At 63.2% G+C, this 19899-nt stretch carries 14 protein-coding genes; 9 read left to right on the top strand and 5 right to left on the bottom strand.

Annotation, left to right across the window (positions count from 1 at the left end):
- Window positions 1-224: 224 nt before the first annotated feature.
- From J7J50_RS19975 to J7J50_RS19965, 3 genes are all read right to left on the bottom strand, one after another.
- Window positions 225-1382, bottom strand: coding sequence for an isovaleryl-CoA dehydrogenase (locus tag J7J50_RS19975; protein ID WP_215055616.1), 1158 nt, complete (start codon window positions 1380-1382; stop codon window positions 225-227).
- Between the two features lies 1 nt (window position 1383).
- Window positions 1384-2136 carry a carbonic anhydrase family protein gene (locus tag J7J50_RS19970; RefSeq protein ID WP_215055615.1) on the bottom strand — a complete coding sequence of 251 codons (753 nt, stop codon included), beginning with the start codon at window positions 2134-2136 and terminating at the stop codon, window positions 1384-1386.
- Window positions 2137-2289: 153 nt separating this feature from the next.
- Window positions 2290-3393 carry a Glu/Leu/Phe/Val dehydrogenase dimerization domain-containing protein gene (locus tag J7J50_RS19965; protein ID WP_057942586.1) on the bottom strand — a complete coding sequence of 368 codons (1104 nt, stop codon included), beginning with the start codon at window positions 3391-3393 and terminating at the stop codon, window positions 2290-2292.
- A 424-nt stretch (window positions 3394-3817) separates the two neighbouring features.
- Here J7J50_RS19965 and J7J50_RS19960 point away from each other — a divergent pair, with 424 nt between their 5' ends.
- Window positions 3818-5977: a C1 family peptidase gene (locus J7J50_RS19960; protein ID WP_215055614.1), complete on the top strand. Its 2160-nt coding sequence runs from the start codon at window positions 3818-3820 to the stop codon at window positions 5975-5977.
- Between the two features lie 221 nt (window positions 5978-6198).
- Here the strand turns inward: J7J50_RS19960 and J7J50_RS19955 are convergent, their stop codons facing one another.
- Window positions 6199-6516: a YXWGXW repeat-containing protein gene (locus tag J7J50_RS19955; RefSeq protein WP_251044492.1), complete on the bottom strand. Its 318-nt coding sequence runs from the start codon at window positions 6514-6516 to the stop codon at window positions 6199-6201.
- 534 nt (window positions 6517-7050) lie between these two features.
- Between J7J50_RS19955 and J7J50_RS19950 the strand changes: the two genes are divergently transcribed.
- Window positions 7051-10611, top strand: a complete 3561-nt coding sequence (locus tag J7J50_RS19950; RefSeq protein ID WP_215055613.1) for a methylmalonyl-CoA mutase family protein — start codon at window positions 7051-7053, stop codon at window positions 10609-10611.
- A gap of 371 nt (window positions 10612-10982) precedes the next feature.
- On the opposite strand, the gene J7J50_RS19945 is transcribed toward J7J50_RS19950, so the two are convergent.
- The gene (locus J7J50_RS19945) at window positions 10983-11330 is read right to left on the bottom strand and encodes a hypothetical protein (RefSeq protein WP_215055612.1); all 348 of its coding nucleotides are present in this window, start codon (window positions 11328-11330) and stop codon (window positions 10983-10985) included.
- A 541-nt stretch (window positions 11331-11871) separates the two neighbouring features.
- Between J7J50_RS19945 and J7J50_RS19940 the strand changes: the two genes are divergently transcribed.
- The 7 genes from J7J50_RS19940 (at window position 11872) to J7J50_RS19910 (ending at window position 19885) form a co-directional block, all read left to right on the top strand.
- The gene (locus J7J50_RS19940; RefSeq protein ID WP_215055611.1) at window positions 11872-13650 is read left to right on the top strand and encodes a proprotein convertase P-domain-containing protein; all 1779 of its coding nucleotides are present in this window, start codon (window positions 11872-11874) and stop codon (window positions 13648-13650) included.
- A gap of 420 nt (window positions 13651-14070) precedes the next feature.
- On the top strand, window positions 14071-14463 hold the full coding sequence (locus J7J50_RS19935; protein WP_215055610.1) for a hypothetical protein: 393 nt from the start codon (window positions 14071-14073) through the stop codon (window positions 14461-14463).
- A gap of 38 nt (window positions 14464-14501) precedes the next feature.
- Complete coding sequence (locus J7J50_RS19930; RefSeq protein ID WP_215055609.1) at window positions 14502-15272, top strand: zeta toxin family protein; 771 nt, start codon at window positions 14502-14504, stop codon at window positions 15270-15272.
- 123 nt (window positions 15273-15395) lie between these two features.
- A complete protein-coding gene (locus tag J7J50_RS19925) occupies window positions 15396-15752 on the top strand; it encodes a hypothetical protein (protein WP_251044493.1) in 357 nt (118 codons plus the stop codon).
- Complete coding sequence (locus tag J7J50_RS19920; RefSeq protein ID WP_215055608.1) at window positions 15749-18205, top strand: zeta toxin family protein; 2457 nt, start codon at window positions 15749-15751, stop codon at window positions 18203-18205. The genes J7J50_RS19925 and J7J50_RS19920 overlap by 4 nt, the downstream gene beginning before the upstream one ends.
- 205 nt (window positions 18206-18410) lie before the next feature.
- Window positions 18411-18968, top strand: coding sequence for a DUF3228 family protein (locus J7J50_RS19915; protein WP_215055607.1), 558 nt, complete (start codon window positions 18411-18413; stop codon window positions 18966-18968).
- Window positions 18969-19102: 134 nt separating this feature from the next.
- Window positions 19103-19885, top strand: a complete 783-nt coding sequence (locus tag J7J50_RS19910) for a hypothetical protein (protein ID WP_215055606.1) — start codon at window positions 19103-19105, stop codon at window positions 19883-19885.
- Window positions 19886-19899 lie beyond the last annotated feature (14 nt).

Raw genomic sequence — 19899 nt, 5'->3', positions numbered from 1 at the left:
CTCTTTTTCAAAGAGGGGAACGCGTTCGCGGTGGGGTGGTCGGACGCGGGATTTCAGGTGGTTCGCCGTCCGCCTTCGGCCACAACGCGGCTACGCAACCCCCAGCCCTGGCAGACAGGTTCCCCTCTTTGAAAAAGAGGGGCTAGGGGAGATTTGCTTTCCGCCCAAACAAAAACGCCGCCACGTTTCCGTAGCGGCGTCTTGCACCGAAACGTAACCCCGCCTCAGCTCTTGCCGTCGAACAACTCGCGTCCGATCAGCATGCGTCGGATCTCGTTGGTCCCCGCGCCGATCGCATACAACTTCGCGTCGCGCAGAATCCGCCCGGTCGGATACTCATTGATGTAGCCGTTGCCGCCCAGGGTCTGGATCGCTTCCAGCGCCACCTGCACCGCCGCATCGGAGGCATGCAGCAAACACGACGCCGAATCGATCCGGCTCTTATGCCCGGCATCGAAATCGCGCCCGACCTGATACGCGAACGCGCGGCTGGACTGCAGCGCGGTGTACATGTCGGCGATCTTGCCCTGCATCAGGCTGAAGGTGCCGATGGCGACGTCGAACTGCTTGCGCTCGCGCACGTAGGGCAGGGCGATGTCCAGCGCCGACTGCATCAAGCCCAGCGGGCCGCCGGTCAACACCAGGCGCTCGGTGTTGAGGCCGCTCATCAGCACCTTGACGCCGTGATGCACTTCGCCGAGCACGTTCTCGGCCGGAATCTCGCAGTCCTCGAACACCAGCTCGCAGGTGTTCGAGCCGCGCATGCCCAGCTTGTCGAGTTTCTGCGCGGTGGAAAACCCCTTCATGCCCTTTTCGACGATGAACGCCGTCATGCACTTGCTGCCCGCGTTCTTGCCCGCGGTGCGCATGTACACGATCAGCACGTCGGCCTCGGGGCCGTTGGTGATCCACATCTTGTTGCCGTTGGCGACCCACACGCCGTCCTTGAGTTCGGCGCGGCAGCTCATCGAGCCGACCACGTCGGAACCGGCGCCCGGTTCGCTCATCGCCAGCGCGCCCTTCCACTCGCCGCTGCACAGCTTGGGCAGGTACTTGCGGCGCTGGGCCTCGTTGGCGTTGGCGTAGAGGTTGGATACGCACAGGTTGGAGTGCGCGCCATAGGAAAGACCGACCGAACCGGACGCGCGCGAAATCTCTTCCATCGCCACCAGATGGGCCAGATAGCCCATCTCGCTGCCGCCGTATTCGCCCGGCACGGTCATGCCGAGCAGACCCATCTCGCCCAATTTGAGCCACAGGTCTTGCGGAAACGCGTTGTCGTGATCGATCTGCTCCGCGCGCGGAGCGATTTCGGCGTCGGCGAAACGGCGCACTGCATCGCGCAGCGCGTCGATCTCTTCACCCAGGGGAAAACTGCGCATATCAGCCCTCGTAACGAATCAGCGGCCGCCCGTTGAGCGGTTGGATGTTGCGGTTGTTGCGACGGTAGTGGGACAAGAATCCGTCGATCTGCTTCTTCGACATCGTCACCGGCGCCGGCAGCACGTACCACTCCACATTTTCCGTCAACGGCGGGGTGGTGAGCGAACCCAGGTAGTGGAAGTAGCCGCGCGACTTCGGCAGCAGGCCTTCGATGTCGATCTCTTGCTGGGCCGGCTTGGCCTTATTCTTGCGCGGCTTGAGGTCGTCGAGCACTTCCTGCGCGACGGCATTGGCCTTGCCCTGTTCATACATCACGCCGACCACCGCCAGACGGCCGTCCTGCGCCTTGAACACGAAGTGGCCTTCCAGCGGGAAATGCTTGCCGTCCAGGGTGTGCTCGCTCTGGGCGTGGAAATGGAACTGCGCCAGGGTGAAGCGGCGGCCGCGGATGGTCGCCTGCGTGGCGTGGGTATCCACCTGCACCGCATGGCCGTTGTCCTCGACCTTGTCGATCCCGCCGCGGGTGTGCTGGAACTCCAGCGCGCGCGGCTCGTCGTCGGCGGCGGCGACCGCGGAGGCGGCGACGATGTCGATCGGCGACTGCGACTTGTCGTGCGCGGCCTGCCATTGTTCCTGATGTTCGTAGTCCAGCGCGTCGTGAGCGGCGTGCGCGGCCGGCTTGGCCGGCTCGCCGGCCTGCGCGGCGAAAGCCAGGCTCAGTGCGATGAGCGTGGCGAAAGTGTGTTTGCGCATGGCGGAATCCTTTACGTATACACAGCGATTTGGGAACCAATCGCGCTGCGGCGCGATCGGCGGACAGGCCGGCGCATTCCATCAACGCAGATCGACGGTGAAAACCCTACTCCGAATACGACGACGGGGCCGATGGCCCCGTCGAAGTGTGCGTCAGTGGCCGCTGCGGATGCGTCCGCGGAAGCTGGGGTTGGAGCGGCCGAGCGGCAGCTTCAACTTGCCGATCGCGCTGATGCGCTCTTCGGCCAGGCGGTCGGCGGCGGTGTAGGTCGGGATGCTGTCGCGCTCGGCGATCTCGAAGATGCGGCCGAGGTTGTGATAGATCGTGCGCATCATGCGCATGGCGCGCTCGCGGTTGTAGCCGTCGAGTTCCAGCGCCACGTTCATCACGCCGCCGGCGTTCACCGCGTAATCCGGTGCGTACAGGATGCCGCGCTTGGCGACTTCGTCGCCGATGGCGTTGTTGGCCAGCTGGTTGTTGGCCGCGCCGCAGATGATCTTGGCCTTCAGGCGCGGCAAGGTCTGCTCATTGACGGTGCCGCCCAGCGCGCACGGCGAGTATACGTCGGCGTTGACGTCGTAGATTTCGTCCAGGCCGACGGCTTCGGCGCCGTATTCGGACACGGCCTTCTCGACCAGACCCTTGTTGATGTCGGTGACGAAGATCTTCGCGCCGCGCTCCTTGAGCAACTTCACGAATTCCATGCCGACATGGCCCAGGCCCTGCACGGCGTAGCTGTACTTGCCGACTTCCTCGTCGCCGAAGCGCTTGTTCAGCGACGCCATCAGGCCCTGCAGGGTGCCGTAGGCGGTGAACGGCGAGGGATCGCCCGAACCGCCGTGGACTTGGTGCACGCCGGTGACGTATTCGGTCTCGCGGTACACGTATTCCATGTCGTTGACATCGATGCCGACGTCTTCCGCGGTGATGTAACGGCCGCCCAGCGAATCGACGAACTTGCCGAACGCGCGGAACAGCGCTTCGGACTTGTCCGCGGAAGGATCGCCGATGATCACCGCCTTGCCGCCGCCGATGTTCAAGCCGGCGACCGCGTTCTTGTAGGTCATGCCGCGGCTCAGGCGCAGCACGTCGTTCAGCGCGTCCTGCTCGGTCTTGTACGGCCACATCCGCAGGCCACCCAGGGCCGGGCCGAGCACGGTGTTATGGATCGCGATGATGGCCTTCAGGCCGGCGTCCTTGTTATGGCAGAACACGACCTGCTCATGGCCGAAGGTGTCGAGGGTTTCGAAAATCATCGGGTGCTCCGAACCGGGCGGGAGTGCGCGGAAGATTGCGCTTACGCGTCGCGCCTGGCTGTGGGTTAAGTCGTTGAAATGAAATGAATTCGCTTGTGCGGCGGTGGAATGGCGGCCGGCGCAGGGGCGCTAGTCTAAAGCAATCGGGCAATACGGCTAGGTACGTGTTCCGTAGGGTAGGCGCGGCCGGCGGCGGGTTTGCCGGGACGGTCGTTTGCCACGATCCAAAGCGCGCGGCCGGTGGACGCCGATGATGCGAGCGATCCGCCGCTCGGCCGCCGCTTGTGCCGAAAACGGCTTTCCAAGTCTCTGATCATGTGGAGCATAAACACGATAATGATGGATTCGATTTGTCCGGAGCCGCCGCTCGACGGCGTTAGCCCGGATGCAGATCGCACCATCATCGCCACAGGACGCCGACTTCATGGCCACCGCAAGGAACGCCGCCGCTTCACGCAAGCGCACCATCGCCGCTGGCGCCGCCGCCGAACGCCCGGCCCGGCGCGCGGGCAAGACCGCGACTAAGACCGCGGTGAAGAAAACCGCGCCGAAACTGCGCTCGCGCCTGCTCGATGCGCGCCCGGACACCGCCGACTTCCGCGACAGCATGTTCGAGCCGACCCTGGTCGAAGTGCCCTCGCACAAACCCTTGAGCGAACACCTGAAACTGCGCCTGCCGATCCTCGACCAGGGCGACGAAGGCGCCTGCACCGCGTTCGGCCTCGCCGCGGTCGCGCACGCGCTGCTGCGCCGGCGCAATCCGCGCGCGAAGCTGGCCCCGGTCAGCACCCGCATGCTCTACGACATGGCCCGCCGTTACGACGAATGGCGCGGCGAAAAATATTCCGGCTCCAGTTGCCGTGGGGCGATGAAAGGCTGGCATCACCACGGCGTGTGTTCGGAAAAAATCTGGCCGTACAAAGTCGGCGACAGCATCGAGACCTATACCGAGCAACGCGCCCGCGACGCGACGCTGCGTCCGCTCGGCGCCTATTTCCGCGTCAATCACAAGGATCTGGTGGCGATGCACGCAGCCTTCGCCGAAGTCGGCGTGCTGTACGCCTCGGCCGCGGTGCACGACGGCTGGGACGCTCCCGTGCGCGGCCGCATCGCATGGAAACGCCAGGAGATCGCCGGCTACCACGCCTTCGCCATCGTCGGTTACGACGAAGACGGCTTCTGGATTCAGAACTCCTGGGGCAAGACCTGGGGCTTGAACGGCTACGGCTACATCAGCTACGACGAATGGCTGGAACGCGGCACCGACGTGTGGGTGGCGCGGCTGGCGGTGCCGGTGCGTCTGCACAACGCTCAGTCCAGCGCGGTCAGCCATTCCAGCGTGGCGCGCCAGTCCACCGGTTACTCGCAGGCCGATCTGCGTCCGCACATCGTCAGCCTCGGCAACAACGGCTGCCTGCGCGACGACGGCCGCTTCGGCACCAACGCCGACGACGTGCGCAATCTGATCCGCAAGGACTTGCCGCGCATCACCGCCGACTGGGAGAAAAAACGCGTGCTGCTGTACGCGCACGGCGGACTGGTGCCGGAGCAGGGCGCGATCCAGCGAGTCGCCGATTACCGCCAGACGCTGCTCGGCAAACAGATCTATCCGCTGTCCTTCATCTGGAAGACCGACGCCTGGACCACGCTGGGCAACATCCTGCGCGATGTCGCCAAGCCGCGCAGCGAAGGCGTGGTCGATAAAGCCAAGGATCTGCTGCTGGACCGCTTCGACGACACCCTGGAACCGCTCGCGCGCGCCGCCGGCGGCAAGCTGATGTGGGACGAGATCAAGGAAAACGGCCTGCTCGCGACCACCGCGCGCACGCCGCTGGCCGACGGCACGGTGCGCGAAGCCGGCGGCGCGGCGCTGGTCGCGCGACTGCTCGACGAATGGATCGCGCGCGATCCCAAGCTGGAATTGCATCTGGCCGGACACAGCGCCGGCTCGATCCTGCTGGCGCCGCTGGTGCAGTTGCTGACCACGCAAGGCGTCGTGCCCAGCGGCCCCGCGGTCGGCATGCAGGGCCTGGGCCGGCAGATCGAAACCCTGACCCTGTGGGCGCCGGCGATCACCGTCGATCTGTTCCTAGACACCTACGCGCCAGCGCTGCGCAGCGGCGCGATCAAGCGCATGGCCTTGTTCACCCTGACCGACAAGGCCGAGAACGACGACCACTGCGCCGGCATCTACCACAAGTCGCTGCTGTACCTGGTCGCGCATGCTTTCGAACGCCAGCCGCGCACCTGGATCAACAAGCGCTATCGGCACGGCACGCCCTTGCTCGGCATGGCGCGGTTCCTGGATCGCGACGCCGCGCAAGGTTCGGTGGAATTGCGCGAACTCATCGACAGCGGCCGCATCGACTGGATCCAGTCGCCGACCGCCGGCGCGCCCGATGGCTCGCCGGACGCATCGGCCTCGACCACGCACGGCGGCTTCGACGACGACCGCGCGACCTTGGCCGCGACCCTCGCGCGCATCCTCGGCCAGACCGGCACCACCGCCAGCTTCGACATCCACCGCTCCGAAGCCGGCAACGCCGACCGGCGCAGCGCCATCGCCCGCGCTGTCAACAAATGATCATGTTGGCGAGATAAAAATGATTCACCGGAGCCGTACCGCCGCAGGGATCGCGGCAGCCAGCAGCGGTGCGACGCGTCCACTATCGAGACGCGTCGCACCCGGCAGGCGAGGCCATCACAGCGCAGCCCCCAGATCGCCGCGCCAGCAGTCTCCCCCTTTGAAAAAGGGGGATTAAGGGGGATTAGCTTCAATCTGACCGCGCACCATCACCCAGTAGCTCAACGACGCTCCCAACGCCCCGGATGGAACCGCCACGCCGGCCCGTACGCATGCCAGCGCGGCCCCACGTACACATAGCCCGGGCGCGAAACCACATAGGCCCCGCCGACCCAGTAATAACCGCGGCCGTCCCAACGCCAATGCCCCGGCGCCCACACATATCCCGACCGCACCCGCACCCGCTCATACCGCGGCGGCGGAGGCGCCACGCGCACGTCCACGCCCACATAGGTGCGCGCCTGCGCCAGCGGCGCATGCGCACCCGCCAGCGTCGCCACGCCCAGTACCGCCGTCAGCATCAAAGGACGCATTGCCATGACCGTTCTCCTCGGATTCGGCGGCCACCCGCCGTTACCGATGGCAACGCCGCGGCTTCGGGCGTGTTGACCTGGGGCGGGAAAGCGTTCAGAGGCGTGCCAGATTGCTGAAGGGCGGCTGCATGGATCGGCCGGATGTGTGTGCGGGCAGTGCGAGCGTCATCTCTCCAGGCCGTCATTCCCGCGAACGCGGGAATCCAGAGACCTCAAACGTTCTCGCACGAAAGGCCCTGGATTCCCGCGTTCGCGGGAATGACGGCCTGGAGGGTTCGCGCTCGAAAGGCTCTGGATTCCCGCGTTCGCGGGAATGACGGCCTGAAAGATGGCGCTGAAGTTTCCGACGATTCGGCTCCGCCGAAGCAAAACGCAGCCCGCGTTCGCGAAACCACGGCACGAGGATTCCGCAAACCCCATTGACACCGCATCCCATCCTCTGCCAAAGCCGACCATCCTGCACCGCACGGCCACCCGCCGAACCGGGCCTGCTTCACGGAGCTACAATACGCACAGCCAGACCCGCGTATCGAGAAGCCGATGAGCACGACCGCCGCCAAAATTCCCGCCGCCCAGCCCGACGCCACGCCGCTGCGTTTCGTCACCGCCGCCAGTCTGTTCGACGGCCACGACGCCGCGATCAACATCATGCGTCGCCTGATCCAGGGGCAGGGCGCCGAAGTCGTCCACCTCGGCCACAACCGCTCGGTCGAGGACGTCGTCCGCGCCGCGCTGCAGGAAGACGCCGACGGCATCGCCCTGTCCAGCTACCAGGGCGGCCACGTCGAATACTTCAAGTACATGGTCGATATGCTGCGCGAGCGCGGCGCCGGCCACATCCGCGTGTTCGGCGGCGGCGGCGGCACCATCACTCCGGAAGAAATCCGCGAACTGCAGGCTTACGGCGTCGAGCGCATCTACCATCCCAACGACGGCATGCACATGGGCCTGGTGGCGATGATCGAAGACGTGGTCCGCCGCGCCAGCGAAGGCCGCATCGCCGACACCGCCCCGGACAAGCCGGCCGCGATCGACGACGAAATCACCATCGGCAAGATGCTCTCGGCGATCGAAGAGGGCACCCTCGACGAAAGCCAGCTGGCCCACCTGCGCAAGCAATGGCAACTGGCCGGCGGCAAGACCCCGGTGGTCGGCATCACCGGCACCGGTGGCGCCGGCAAGTCGTCGGTCACCGACGAACTGCTCAACCGTTTCCTGGCCAATTTCCCCGACATGCGCATGGCGGTGATCTCGGTCGATCCGACCCGCCGCCGCACCGGCGGCGCGCTGCTCGGCGACCGCATCCGCATGAACTCGCTGCGCAGCCCGCGCGTGTACATGCGCTCGATGGCCACCCGCCGCCAGAACGCCGCCACCAACACCGTGCTGAAGGACTGCATCGGCCTGCTGCGCGGCCTGGGCTACGACCTGGTCATCGTCGAAACCGCCGGCATCGGCCAGAGCGATTCGGAAATCGTCGATCTGGTCGATTTCCCGATGTATGTCATGACCAGCGACTTCGGCGCGCCGAGCCAGCTGGAAAAGATCGACATGCTCGACTACGCCGAACTGGTGGTGTTGAACAAGTTCGACAAGCGCGGCGCCGAAGACGCCTTGCGCGACGTGCGCAAGCAGTGGAAGCGCAACCGCGTCGCCTTCGCCACGCCCGACGAAGACGTGCCCGTCTACCCGACCATCGCCAGCCAGTTCAACGACCCCGGCATCAGCTGGATGTTCGTCAACCTGTGCCGCCTGCTGCGCGAGAAGCTGTCGCTGCCGGCCGAGAAGTGGTCGCCGCAAGTCGATACCTCGCTGAAGGAACCGCGCGCCACCGTGCTGATTCCCGGCGCGCGCGTGCGTTACCTCGCCGAGATCGCCGAGCAGGGCCGTTCGATCAATCGCCAGATCGAAAGCCAGTCGGAAGTCGCCGATCGCGCGCAGTCGTATTGGCAGTCGCTGCACGATCTCGAAGACGCCGAACTGCCGAAGGCGCTGAATCTCTACGCCGCCGAAGCCTTGCTGCCCGGACACCCTCACCCCAGCCCTCTCCCGCAAGCGGGAGAGGGAGCCGACGCTACATCGAATACCTCTCCCGCTGGCGGGAGAGGTCGCGCCGAAGGCGCGGGTGAGGGCCGCCCGGTCGCCGCGGACCGCACCCTGCTGACCTTGCGCCAGCGCTACAACGACGCCGTCCAGACCCTGTCCTCGGAAGCCCTCAAGCTCCTGCGCGACTGGCCGCAGCGCCTCAAGTCCATCACCGACGACATCACCGAATACGAAGTCCGCGGCAAGGCCATCCGCGTCGAAAATTACCGCGACTCGCTGAGCCACCAGAAAATCCCGAAGATCGCCGCGCCCACCTACAAGAGCTGGGGCGAACTGCTGACCTTCCTGCAGAAAGAAAACCTGCCGGGCTATTACCCCTACACCGGCGGCGTCTACCCGTACCGCCGCAGCGGCGAAGACCCGATCCGCATGTTCGCCGGCGAAGGCACGCCCGAGCGCACCAACCGCCGCTTCCATTACCTGTCGGTCGGCCAGCCCGCCGCGCGCCTGTCCACCGCCTTCGACAGCGTGACCTTGTACGGCGAAGACCCCGCCGTGCGTCCGGACATCTTCGGCAAGATCGGCAACTCCGGCGTCAACATCGCGTCTCTGGACGACATGAAGAAGCTGTACTCCGGCTTCGACCTGTGCGCGCCGACCACGTCGGTGTCGATGACCATCAACGGCCCGGCGCCGATGCTGCTGGCGATGTTCATGAACACCGCCATCGATCAGCAGGTCGAGAAATACCTGCGCGAAGACGGCGCCCGCTGGGACGCCGCGCACGACAAGATCGAAGCCATCTTCGCGGATCGCAAGCGCCCGCAATACAGCGGCCTGCTGCCGGAAACCAACGACGGCCTCGGCCTGGGCCTGCTAGGCATCACCGGCGATCAGGTCGTCGAACCCGATGTCTACCAGCGCATCAAGGACAAGACCCTTGCCACCGTGCGCGGCACCGTCCAGGCCGACATCCTGAAAGAGGACCAGGCGCAGAACACCTGCATCTTCAGCACCGAATTCGCCCTGCGCATGATGGGCGACATCCAGCAGTACTTCGTCGACAAGAACGTCCGCAACTTCTACTCGGTGTCGATCAGCGGTTACCACATCGCCGAAGCCGGCGCGAACCCGATCAGCCAGCTGGCTTTCACCCTGAGCAACGGTTTCACCATCGTCGAGTACTACCTCGCGCGCGGGATGAAGATCGACGACTTCGCGCCCAACCTGTCGTTCTTCTTCAGCAACGGCATGGACCCGGAGTACACCGTCATCGGCCGCGTCGCCCGCCGCATCTGGGCCCGCGCCATGCGCGAGCGCTACGGCGCCGACCCGCGCAGCCAGATGATGAAGTACCACATCCAGACCAGCGGCCGGTCGCTGCACGCGCAGGAAATCCAGTTCAACGACATCCGCACCACCTTGCAGGCCCTGTACGCGCTGTTCGACAACTGCAACAGCCTGCACACCAACGCCTACGATGAAGCCATCACCACGCCGACCGAAGAAAGCGTGCGCCGCGCGGTTGCGATCCAGATGATCATCAACAAGGAACTGGGCCTCAACTTCAACGAAAATCCCTGGCAGGGCAGCTTCGCCGTGGACTACCTCACCGACATCGTCGAAGAGGCCGTATACAAGGAGTTCGAAGCCATCAGCGAGCGCGGCGGCGTGCTCGGCGCCATGGACACCATGTATCAGCGCGGCAAGATCCAGGAAGAAAGCCTCTACTACGAACACAAGAAGCACGACGGCAGCCTGCCGCTGGTCGGCGTCAACACCTTCCTGCCGAAGGACCACGGCGGCGACATCGTCACCGAGATCGAACTGATCCGCTCCACCCCGGAAGAAAAGGGCCAGCAGATCGACAACGTGCTGTCGTACCAGCAGGGCCGCAACGACTACGCCAGCGACGGCCTGCGCAGCCTGCAGGCCGCCGCGCGCGACCGCAAGAACGTGTTCGCGTCGTTGATGGAAGCGGTGAAGACCCACAGCCTGGGCCAGATCAGCCATGCGCTGTACGACGTGGGCGGCGAGTACCGGCGCAATATGTAACCCGAAATCCTCTCCTCTCCCGCTTGCCACCCAAGGTGACTTCCTGCGGGGCGCGGGAGAGGGCCGGGGTGAGGGCCGCGCGCCCTCCCGCTGAACGCAGAGAACAAGCCCGCCCACACGCGGGCTTTTTTTCGCCGCGCCCGCGACACAGCGACGCAGCTTCCAGCTATCGACAGCCCAACCCGCCGCGACGGCGCATAGTCACCTCGCGCCACCACCCGCACACAACCTCCTGTGCGAATCGTCCCGATGGCCTCCAATGAGATGCCATCGCCGATCGAAGCAACACGCCGCCGCGAGCTCCCATCCATGCCGTGCACATGAAGAAAGGCGGCCATCGGCCGCCTTTCCTTCAGCGTGGTCCCGCCTTCTCAAAACGTCTTGCAGCAGCGCGCGTAAGTCGTCACATGGCGCACGCCGCCGACGTTGTGATGGACGACCCATGTGCGCCAACCGTTGTTGAGCGGGCCCGGCATCGCCCAGATGTTGGCCACGCCGCCGCTGCCCTCGTTGAAGAAATAACCGCCGCCGGTCGAAGTGCGGTCGGCGGGGCAGTACGCGTCCACCGCGGTCCAGGTGTTGTACGGAACGGCGACGATGGCCGAACTATAGGTCAAGCAATCCAGCGGCGCGGCCAAGGCGGCCGGCATGCAGGCGAACATCGAAGTCAGCAGCGAAACCTTCAGGGAATTGCGCAAGATGTTGATGCGGCGTTTCATGGTCGAGCTCCTTGAGTCGGATTGAGGAATCACCACAAACAAAACCGTCTCGATGTTCGGCGAAGGGCGTATACACACCGGCCCTGCTTCGCGGGCCTTATTTTCATGTGCGGTAGTGACTGCCAACTTGTTTCAGCGTCGCCTCCGGTGAAGAACGGTCTTCCCGAGCGGACGTAGGTTCGCGGCAGTGCGCGTGCAGGTGACGTCCATGACGGGCCTGAAGCGTTTGTGGGTGAGGGGCCTGCGCGGGCAAGCTTGAGCGAACGCAATTCAGCGTCCATCGCATGGTGATGCGACCATCGATTCGATATGCGACGTGGATCACGTCGGCAAGCGCTTGCGTGATCGCAAAACGCGCAGACGTTCATCAAGGCCGGCGGCTGCGAACACCGGCGCAATCAGGGCGTGCCGCAAGCCCGTTTATGAACTTCAAACCATGCGGCTTTTCTCATCAGGCCGGTTCGCATTCTGAGAAGATCGCCGCGCGTTACAGCGCCGGCAGGGGACGGCGACCCTTCGAGTCTTCCTCAGGAGAGGGCATATGACTATCCCCAAGCGGCGTTTGCGCGCATTGGCTTATCGCGCCTGCGCGCTCGTACTGGTGGCGCTCGCGGCGATGGTCGGCGCGCATGCGCAGGCCGCCGTTCCGTCCGCGGCCCGGGCCATCGGCGACTTCAGCCTCAGCATGGAACCGGCGGCCATCGCCACCAGCCGCGAAAGCGCGGTCAGCACCTATGTCGTGTTGACCAGCATCGAGCAGTACAACAAACCCACCGCGCTCAGTGTCGCGAATCTGCCGCAAGGCGTCACCGCGAGCTTCTCGCAGTCCTCGATCACTCCGCAGGCCAACGGCAGCGTGCGTTCCAGGCTCACCCTGGCCGTCGCCGCCAATGTGGCGGTCGGCAGCTATCCGATCACCGTCACCGGCAGCTACGGCGAACTCGCGCACAACGCCATGGTGAACCTCACCGTCACCGCCGACTCGGGTTTCAAAGTGACGGTGGCCGGAACCCAGCACATCACCTTGATCGGCGAAAGCAGCCAACTGCCCGTCACCGTCGCCGGCTACGCCTTCAACGATCCGGTGACCCTGACCGTGAGCGGAGTGCCCGCCGGCGTCAGCGCGAACTTCAGCCTCAACCCGGTGAACCCGGGCGCCAAGGCCGCGGTGAATTCCACCTTGACCTTCAACGCATCCACGCAAGCGGTGCAGGGCCAATACCCGATCACCATCACCGGCACCGCCGGCGACATCGTGCGCAGCGCGTCGCTGACGCTCTACGTCAACCCGAAGCCCGACTTCACGCTGTGGACCGTCGGCCGCAGCCGCGCGCTGGTGGCGGTGACGCAACATGCCGGCATCAGCGGATGGCTGGAGATCAACGCCCGCCCGCTGCACGCCTGGGACCAGCCCATCGCGCTCACGATCGAAGGCCTGCCGCCCGGCGTCAACGCGAGCTTCAGCCCGGCGATCGTGAATCCCTACGGCCCCGCCAGCGTCGCCTTCACCGCATCAGCCGAAACGCCGGTGGGCAACTACGAAGCGACGATCGTCGGCACAGGCGGATCGATAAGCCATCGCCTGCCGGTGCAACTGACCGTGCTGCCGTACCTGGATCCCAAGCGTCTGCTCAACAACGTCACGCGAGTCGGCATCTCGTTGCGGGCCGGCGAATCCATGCTCTTCAACATCATGAAGCCCGAGAGCGATGGCCGCTTCTACTCCTTCACCTCGCAGATCGGCTTCGGCACGGGCACCGGAACGTTCTACGTGCGCGAAGGCGCGCCGCCGACCGAGACCGACTTCCATTGCCGCTCGACCGGACGTTGGGGCACTTACTGCGAAATCGAGCGGAACCCACGCGCCTACTTCCCGATGACGTATTTCCTGCGCATCAAGGCCGACACCGACATGACCGGCGCCAGCATCATGGCCAACTACGGCTACGACGGCCGGTCATCCGAATGGCGTTCCAATCCGACCGATTACCTCATCAACGACAACACCGTCGTCGAAAGCCCCATTACCGCCAGCGACTTGAGCGGCAACGCCGGCTTCGTGTCCGTCACCTATCGCCTCAACCACCCGTACCGCACCGATCTCAAAGTCGAACTGATCGCCCCCGACGGTCAGGTCTACCTGCTGCGCGACCACGTCAACGGCCCGATCAATCCCAGCGCCGTGCACACCTTCGACTTCACCGACAAAGTGGCCAACGGCGTGTGGAAGCTGCGGGTAACCGACGATACCTTGGGCGGCTCGGGGGTCTTGCTCGATTGGAGCTTGGATTTCTTCGGTATCGCTCCACGTGTTCGATAGTCGGAGTTAGCGGTGCAAGCAAAAACAGGCCCGCAGATGCGGGCCTGTTTGTTATTGGGCGATGCTTTCGGTCGCGTGTGTTCTTGCGCATGCCAGGGTGATAGCGCGCCGCGACATCGGCGATAGCGAAACTGCCAGTTATGAAATGTGTGCCAGAGATTGCGCTGGACACCGAAATTCCGCCGGTTGAATGGCTATAGGCACACTTTCATGATGCCCCGTTCTTCCTGGCGACCGGACGAGTCAAATTTTACGCAACCGGCGGTTGCGCTAAATCACGATCACTGCGGCCAGTTAGCATCTCATTCGAAAAATTCAATGAAACGGGCTTGCAACGCCGGCCGCAATGCACGATGTTGCCTCCGTGTCAGGGGCTCAGGCCATGCGGGCACAGACGTCTCGCCAGCAAAAGGATTTCGAATGAGCATCTTCGGTCGGATGTTGAAGAACATCCTGAGTCCCGGTCGTTCTTCAGCACTGATTCCTCCAGAAGTTCCCGCTCAACTGCGCGAATTGCTCAAGGACTACCCGGCGTATGTCGAAAACTTACAAACAGTCCTGAATGAATTCGCAGAGCCGACGCCCCGAGTGCAGCCGTTGGACGAGGCCATCTGGGCGCTTCAGAACCGGCTCGACCGCTTCCTTCAAGAGGCCGTTCGACAGCTTGAAGCCGCGCGGGCCGACGGAAACCTCTTGTTGTTCGACGAGGCCGAACGCACAAGATCGACGATGGGCCGCGCGCTCCTGAGTTTCGACAGCGATCCTGATGGGCTTGGGCGCTACTTCAAGCTGCACAAGAAGGCATTCGAATGACTTCCCGAGAGCGCGCGTTGGACATAAGGATCGGCGAGATGATTTTCTGGGATCGGATCGTTCCCGACAGCGGCATGGAGCAGGCCGCATCCCACTCCCAACCCAAGGCGATCTTCTTGGTGGGCCAGCCGGGCGCAGGGAAAAGCGCCCTGACAGGCATGGCGAGAGCAGACCTGGGCATTGATCTGATCATGATCGACCCGGACAGGCTCCGCAGCTATTGGCCGGATGTGCGTGAACTGCGCAACGCGAGCCCATACACTTGGCCTCTCGATACCGACCACGATGTCGGTCTATGGACCGCGGCCTTGCAAGAGGTAGCGCTTCGAGGCCGTAAGAACATCATCATTGATACCGCGTTGAACGACGCGGAAAGCCTGCTTGAACAGATACGGCTACTGCAGGCCGAGGGCTATGAAGTTCAAGTCCGGGCCGTGGCCGTGCATAGATTGGAGAGCGAGCTCGCCGTCGATGCGCGCTTCCTGAGCGGCTTCCTCAGGGATGGCCACGGTCTTTATCACCAAGCAACCTTTCGTAAGCAAAGCTACGAGAACATGCCAAGCAGCTTGGACCATGTACGCAGTCAAGCAGAAATCCCGATCCGCATCTTCAATTGCGATGGTCTGGAGATCTACGACGGCCGCATCAACCCAGCGCCGCCCGGAGCGGCGCTTGAACGAGCCCGGGAGGCCCGGCTTACCGATCCGAAGGTGACCAAGGCAGTGCATATGGGGTTGCAAAAGCAATTGGCCCTGCACCGAGATCTTCCCGAGATACTTGCTCGCATGACCGGAGCGCCGATGATCTGAAGAGGAGGCTTTGCTGAACTGACCACTCCCGTGGTTCTGTTCAAATTGCTACAACTGTTCCTTTGCAGATCAGTCTTTGGCTGGGCGTTTCCTGCACTGCCCTAAATGAAACAAGGATTTTTTATGTCTAAGTTGGCCCCCCCTCCGGTTCCCTCCGTGTTGCGCGAAATCCTCAAGGACTACCCGGAACATATCGAACGCCTGCAAGAGCTTCTTGCTGAATTTCTTGAGCCAAAGTTGAGATTGCAGCCATACGACGAGGCAGTGTGGGCGCTTGAGGATGCAATGAGCGGCTTCCTCGGCGATGCCAACAAGGAACTCAAGGCCGCAGAGGCTAGTGGTGACGCGATGGCCATTGAGAAGGCGGCCGCGAAAGCGAAGGTAATGTCTCGTGCTCGCTCCGGAAATATCGGCCTAGGAGGAAGATCGCTCCAAGAGCTGTGGGAATACTTCCAGACGAATAAGGAAGCCTTCGAATGAGTGCTTCCGATACAACATTAGATAAGGAAACGTATGAGCGTGTGCTTCGAGAAAAAATTCTGCCGGACAGTGGTTTCTACGAAACAACTGCCCAAGCTAGACCCAAGGCCATTTTCCTTGCTGGCCAACCGGGTGCGGGCAAGGGCGGGCTAAAGACGGCCGCTCAGACCGAACTCGGTTTTGATGTGGTCGCCATCGATCCGGACGAACTTCGCGATCAGCATCCTGATGTGGAACGTTTTCGGGAGGAGCGGCCCGTCACCTGGGCCGATGATACTCACCCGGATGCCAGCAAGTGGGCCAAAGAGTTGCGCGGCATCATGGTCGAAGAACGAAGAAATATCATCGTAGACACCACCTTGGGCAACGGCCATTCCGTAGCTGAGCAGATCAAGGGGCTGCAAGCTCAAGGGTATGAAGTTGAGATTCGAGCGATGGCCGCTCATAGACTGGAAAGCGAGCTGGGTGTAGACCAACGTTTCACGAAGGGCATTAAGGAGCGGGGCTTCGGACGCTACGTTCCCGAAGACCTCCGCACACAGGTTTATAAAGATCTTCCTGGTAACCTGAATCATGTAAGTGCTGAAACAGGCGTTCAGATCCGCATATTCAATCGTGAAGGCGCCCTGCTATACGACAACCGCGCCAGTCCGCTCGCACCCGGCGCCGCGTTGGAACAAGCGCGCGATGCACGGCTCAAAGATCCAAAAGTCACACAGTTCGTCCATGAAGGACTCAAGGCTCAGCTGGTCGTACATCGCGACCTTGCTGAAGATCTGAAGCGCAACTCCAAAGTCCCACCCCCTATCGCGACGGCCTTGGTCGATCATCTCGGTAAGAGCGGCGCCGTAGAGTCCGTCCAACACCTTGCCAACGAGGCGGCTCCTATTGACCACGCTGTTCGCGTGCGTCCCGCTGAGTTGAAAGCCGCCGCCACAGGGGTTCTTCGCACTGCGGCCGTCGCGGCGGTCGCCTACGACGTGACCACCACCACCCACGAAGCCTCCCGCCAATACGACCAAGGCAACCTGACCGGCGTCGAATCCAAAATCGTCGGAACCGCATCGCGCAGCGTCGGCGGATTCGGCGGCATGGCGGCGGGCGCGGCGATCGGTGCGGGCGTTACAGCGGAAACCGGGCCCGGTGCGCTGGTCGGCTGCGCTATCGGCGGCATCGCGGGCGCGGTCGCGGGCGACAAAGCGGCCGAGTGGATCGACCAATACCGCATCAACCACCAGAACGATAAAGACGGCAACACCTGGACGTTCCTTCCCGCACAACCGCAGCAAGGCTGGACGCGGCGAGAACTCGACCTGGACGCGATGAGCCGCAGCGACGGCGCGCCGGTCTACAAGCCGCAAGTGCTCAAGGCCGATCCCGCGCTCGCCGACCGACTCAACTTCCAAGCCTCCGGTCGCGCGGTCGAATTGGCCTTGTCGGCCCCGCCGAAGCCGCAGAATCCCTACAGCCTCCCCGCCAGCGTCCAAGACGCGCGCGGCATCGAAGAGAGCAATTGGGAGCGCAACGCGGCCACCAAGCAATGGACGCGGCAAGTCGCCGTCGGCCAAGTCGACCTCGGCGCCACCAGTTACCGCACCGACCTCGCGACCCCGCAACGCGCGGCGGAACTCGAAAAACAATCGCAGGCCGTCATCGCCGACAACGCGACCCGAACCCCGCTCGCGCTCGCGGCCAACTACAAAACCGCTTACGACCAATACGATTGGTCCCGCCACGGCGAAATGCCGGCAGCGGTAAAAGACGCGATCAAACATCCCGGCCACATGCTGGCCTCCGACGGCGACACCTACGAGCGCAGCGCCGACGGCCAATGGACCAGTCGCGGCATGGTCTGGGACAGCAAAGCGCAAGGCAACATCAAACAGGAACTGGACGCGACCTATCAGCGCCAGCAATCCGGTCCCAAGATCACCACGCTGGAACCGGTGGAAGTGCACGCCGATCCCGAGCCCACGCGCACCGCATCGGCGGCGCCCACGCCGACCCAGCGCTCCACGCCCGAAGACCCCGGCCATCCCGATCGCGCCTTGTACGAGAAAGTCCGCGGCGCCGTCGAGCAACTCGATCGCCAAGCCGGAAAACCCTGGGACCAGCAGAGCGAGCGCATGACCGCCAGCGCGCTGGCGATGGCCGCGGAGAAAAAGTTCGAAGCCAAGGACGACATCCGCCTGGCGTTCAACCCGCCCACCGCGGATCTGGCCGCGGGCGAGAGGGTGCACGTGTACCGAGTCGGCCACCCATCGCCCGATCCCGCCGCGCACCAAGCCAGCATGAAGACCGCCGACGCGTTGTCGGTGCCGGTGGAAGCGCGCTATCAGCAAGTGGAGGCGACGCGCATCGCGCAGGCCGAGCAAGCGCAGCGCGAACAGCAGCAAGCGCAGGCGCGCGCGCAGGAACAGTCGAATCAAAGCGCGCCCAAGATGACGGTTTGAGGTCGCCGCCTTGCGCAGCGTTCCAGTTAACGCGAGCCATTCGACGCGACACGGGATGGCGCGACAGACGCGGCACCGACATGCCGTGCCCTCGTACCAGCCCGTAACGGCACCGTCCCGCCGAAAGCACGCACCACCCGATCCCCACCCACGGCGGACACCACCCACCCGTGCCCGCATCCCCTCGGTATTCGATAATGCGTCCATGACCATCATCCTCACCGACTTCGCCCGCACCCGCCTGTTCCCGCGCGAACCGCGCCGCAACACCATCCAGGACTGCACGCCCGAGCAATTCGAGCGTCACCTCAACGACGTCCCGCCGCTGACCGTCCTCGACGGCTACGCCCCGTTCTGCAAACTGCATGTCCACCGCAACTGGACCCGCACCCGCTGCCTGACGGTGCCGATCACCGACGACAACCGCCACCTGCTGCGCTCGGATTACGAGGCGCGCACCAAGGACGAACTGCCCGTGCTGGTGCGCTGGTTCGAAGGCATCGACCCGCCCGTGGCCGACTACTTCATCGTCATCCTCTACAGCCGCGAGCAACTGGCGAAAGAGGGCACCGACACCACCGCCGACTGGGGCGTGGTCGGGTGCATGTACACCGCCGAGCCGGTCGAGACGCCTATGGCGCCGATTACGATGATGCGTAATGCGCTAGGGGTGGAGGAGGGCGGGTCGGGGGTGGGGTTGGATCGGGAGGTTTACTTGCGTGCCGTGGAGTTTTGGAGTGGGCATGCTAATTGGCGAGGATAGGGTGATACGAATCAGCTATGAAACAAGGTACGTGTCTGTCGGCTTTTTTATAATTTAGGATTCGTCTTAACTGTTAACAATCAGCGTACTCTCTTGCTGGGCAAGGTTTCGTTTGGACTCGGGACGACTGACTAATGGCTACTCAAGATCGTTTTAAGCAATCGACCGTTGTTACGCTGGCAAAACGAGCTGCTAATCTTTGTTCCAATCCCGAGTGCAATGCAATCACAAGTGGCCCGGGCGTTGAAGTGGCAGATACGGTGAATGTTGGTGAGGCCGCTCACATCTACGGTGCGAATCCTGGCTCAGCACGCTACGACCCAGATATGGCGTCTATTGATCGCAGTGGCATCAATAATGCTATTTGGCTTTGCGCCAATTGTCACAAAATCGTAGATGACGACCCTAATAGATATCCGGCGGGACTGCTATTCGAGTGGCAGCGCGAACATGAGAGTTGTGTTGCACGGAAAGTTGGAAAAGTATCTGCTGAAGCGCGGCAGCGGTATGAGAAGCGACACCTCGAAGAGTTCGGTAAGTTGAGTTATCTCGCTGAACGATTGATTCTTGAAAAAGGAGTGGATTGGGAGTATCTGCTGACAGCCGAAGTTCTGCGTTACGAAATTGCCCCGATTGTACGAAGGTGGAACGCGCTTAAACGAGGTCTGTACGTTAAGCCATATCATCGTGTGGATAAATGGGGGTTTTTTACATGGATGCATGGTAAGTCTGATGAAATGCTTCGCATCGTACGGGCTTTCACAGCGCTGACGAATACGGAGTTCGCGCGTGCGTGGGGTGCGCCCGGTATCGCGGGAAATGATGTTGATATTGTTTCTGTGTGTCGGCTATATGGAGAGGTGTGCAGTAATACGCTTGCCTGGGAGGAGTCGGTACGGTTTACGCATGTTGACTAGGAGCTTGCGGAAGT

This window comes from Lysobacter sp. ISL-50 (assembly GCF_018612875.1).
Lineage (GTDB): Bacteria > Pseudomonadota > Gammaproteobacteria > Xanthomonadales > Xanthomonadaceae > Lysobacter.
This window is presented reverse-complemented; position numbering and strand designations above follow the sequence as displayed.

What these genes read in the sequence shown, in the direction of transcription:
- J7J50_RS19975 (WP_215055616.1), bottom strand. Translation starts at nt 1,382, where the DNA reads ATGCGCAGTTTTCCCCTGGGTGAAGAGATCGACGCGCTGCGCGATGCA.
- J7J50_RS19970 (WP_215055615.1), bottom strand. Translation starts at nt 2,136, where the DNA reads ATGCGCAAACACACTTTCGCCACGCTCATCGCACTGAGCCTGGCTTTC.
- J7J50_RS19965 (WP_057942586.1), bottom strand. Translation starts at nt 3,393, where the DNA reads ATGATTTTCGAAACCCTCGACACCTTCGGCCATGAGCAGGTCGTGTTC.
- J7J50_RS19960 (WP_215055614.1), top strand. Translation starts at nt 3,818, where the DNA reads ATGGCCACCGCAAGGAACGCCGCCGCTTCACGCAAGCGCACCATCGCC.
- J7J50_RS19955 (WP_251044492.1), bottom strand. Translation starts at nt 6,516, where the DNA reads ATGGCAATGCGTCCTTTGATGCTGACGGCGGTACTGGGCGTGGCGACG.
- J7J50_RS19950 (WP_215055613.1), top strand. Translation starts at nt 7,051, where the DNA reads ATGAGCACGACCGCCGCCAAAATTCCCGCCGCCCAGCCCGACGCCACG.
- J7J50_RS19945 (WP_215055612.1), bottom strand. Translation starts at nt 11,330, where the DNA reads ATGAAACGCCGCATCAACATCTTGCGCAATTCCCTGAAGGTTTCGCTG.
- J7J50_RS19940 (WP_215055611.1), top strand. Translation starts at nt 11,872, where the DNA reads ATGACTATCCCCAAGCGGCGTTTGCGCGCATTGGCTTATCGCGCCTGC.
- J7J50_RS19935 (WP_215055610.1), top strand. Translation starts at nt 14,071, where the DNA reads ATGAGCATCTTCGGTCGGATGTTGAAGAACATCCTGAGTCCCGGTCGT.
- J7J50_RS19930 (WP_215055609.1), top strand. Translation starts at nt 14,502, where the DNA reads ATGATTTTCTGGGATCGGATCGTTCCCGACAGCGGCATGGAGCAGGCC.
- J7J50_RS19925 (WP_251044493.1), top strand. Translation starts at nt 15,396, where the DNA reads ATGTCTAAGTTGGCCCCCCCTCCGGTTCCCTCCGTGTTGCGCGAAATC.
- J7J50_RS19920 (WP_215055608.1), top strand. Translation starts at nt 15,749, where the DNA reads ATGAGTGCTTCCGATACAACATTAGATAAGGAAACGTATGAGCGTGTG.
- J7J50_RS19915 (WP_215055607.1), top strand. Translation starts at nt 18,411, where the DNA reads ATGACCATCATCCTCACCGACTTCGCCCGCACCCGCCTGTTCCCGCGC.
- J7J50_RS19910 (WP_215055606.1), top strand. Translation starts at nt 19,103, where the DNA reads ATGGCTACTCAAGATCGTTTTAAGCAATCGACCGTTGTTACGCTGGCA.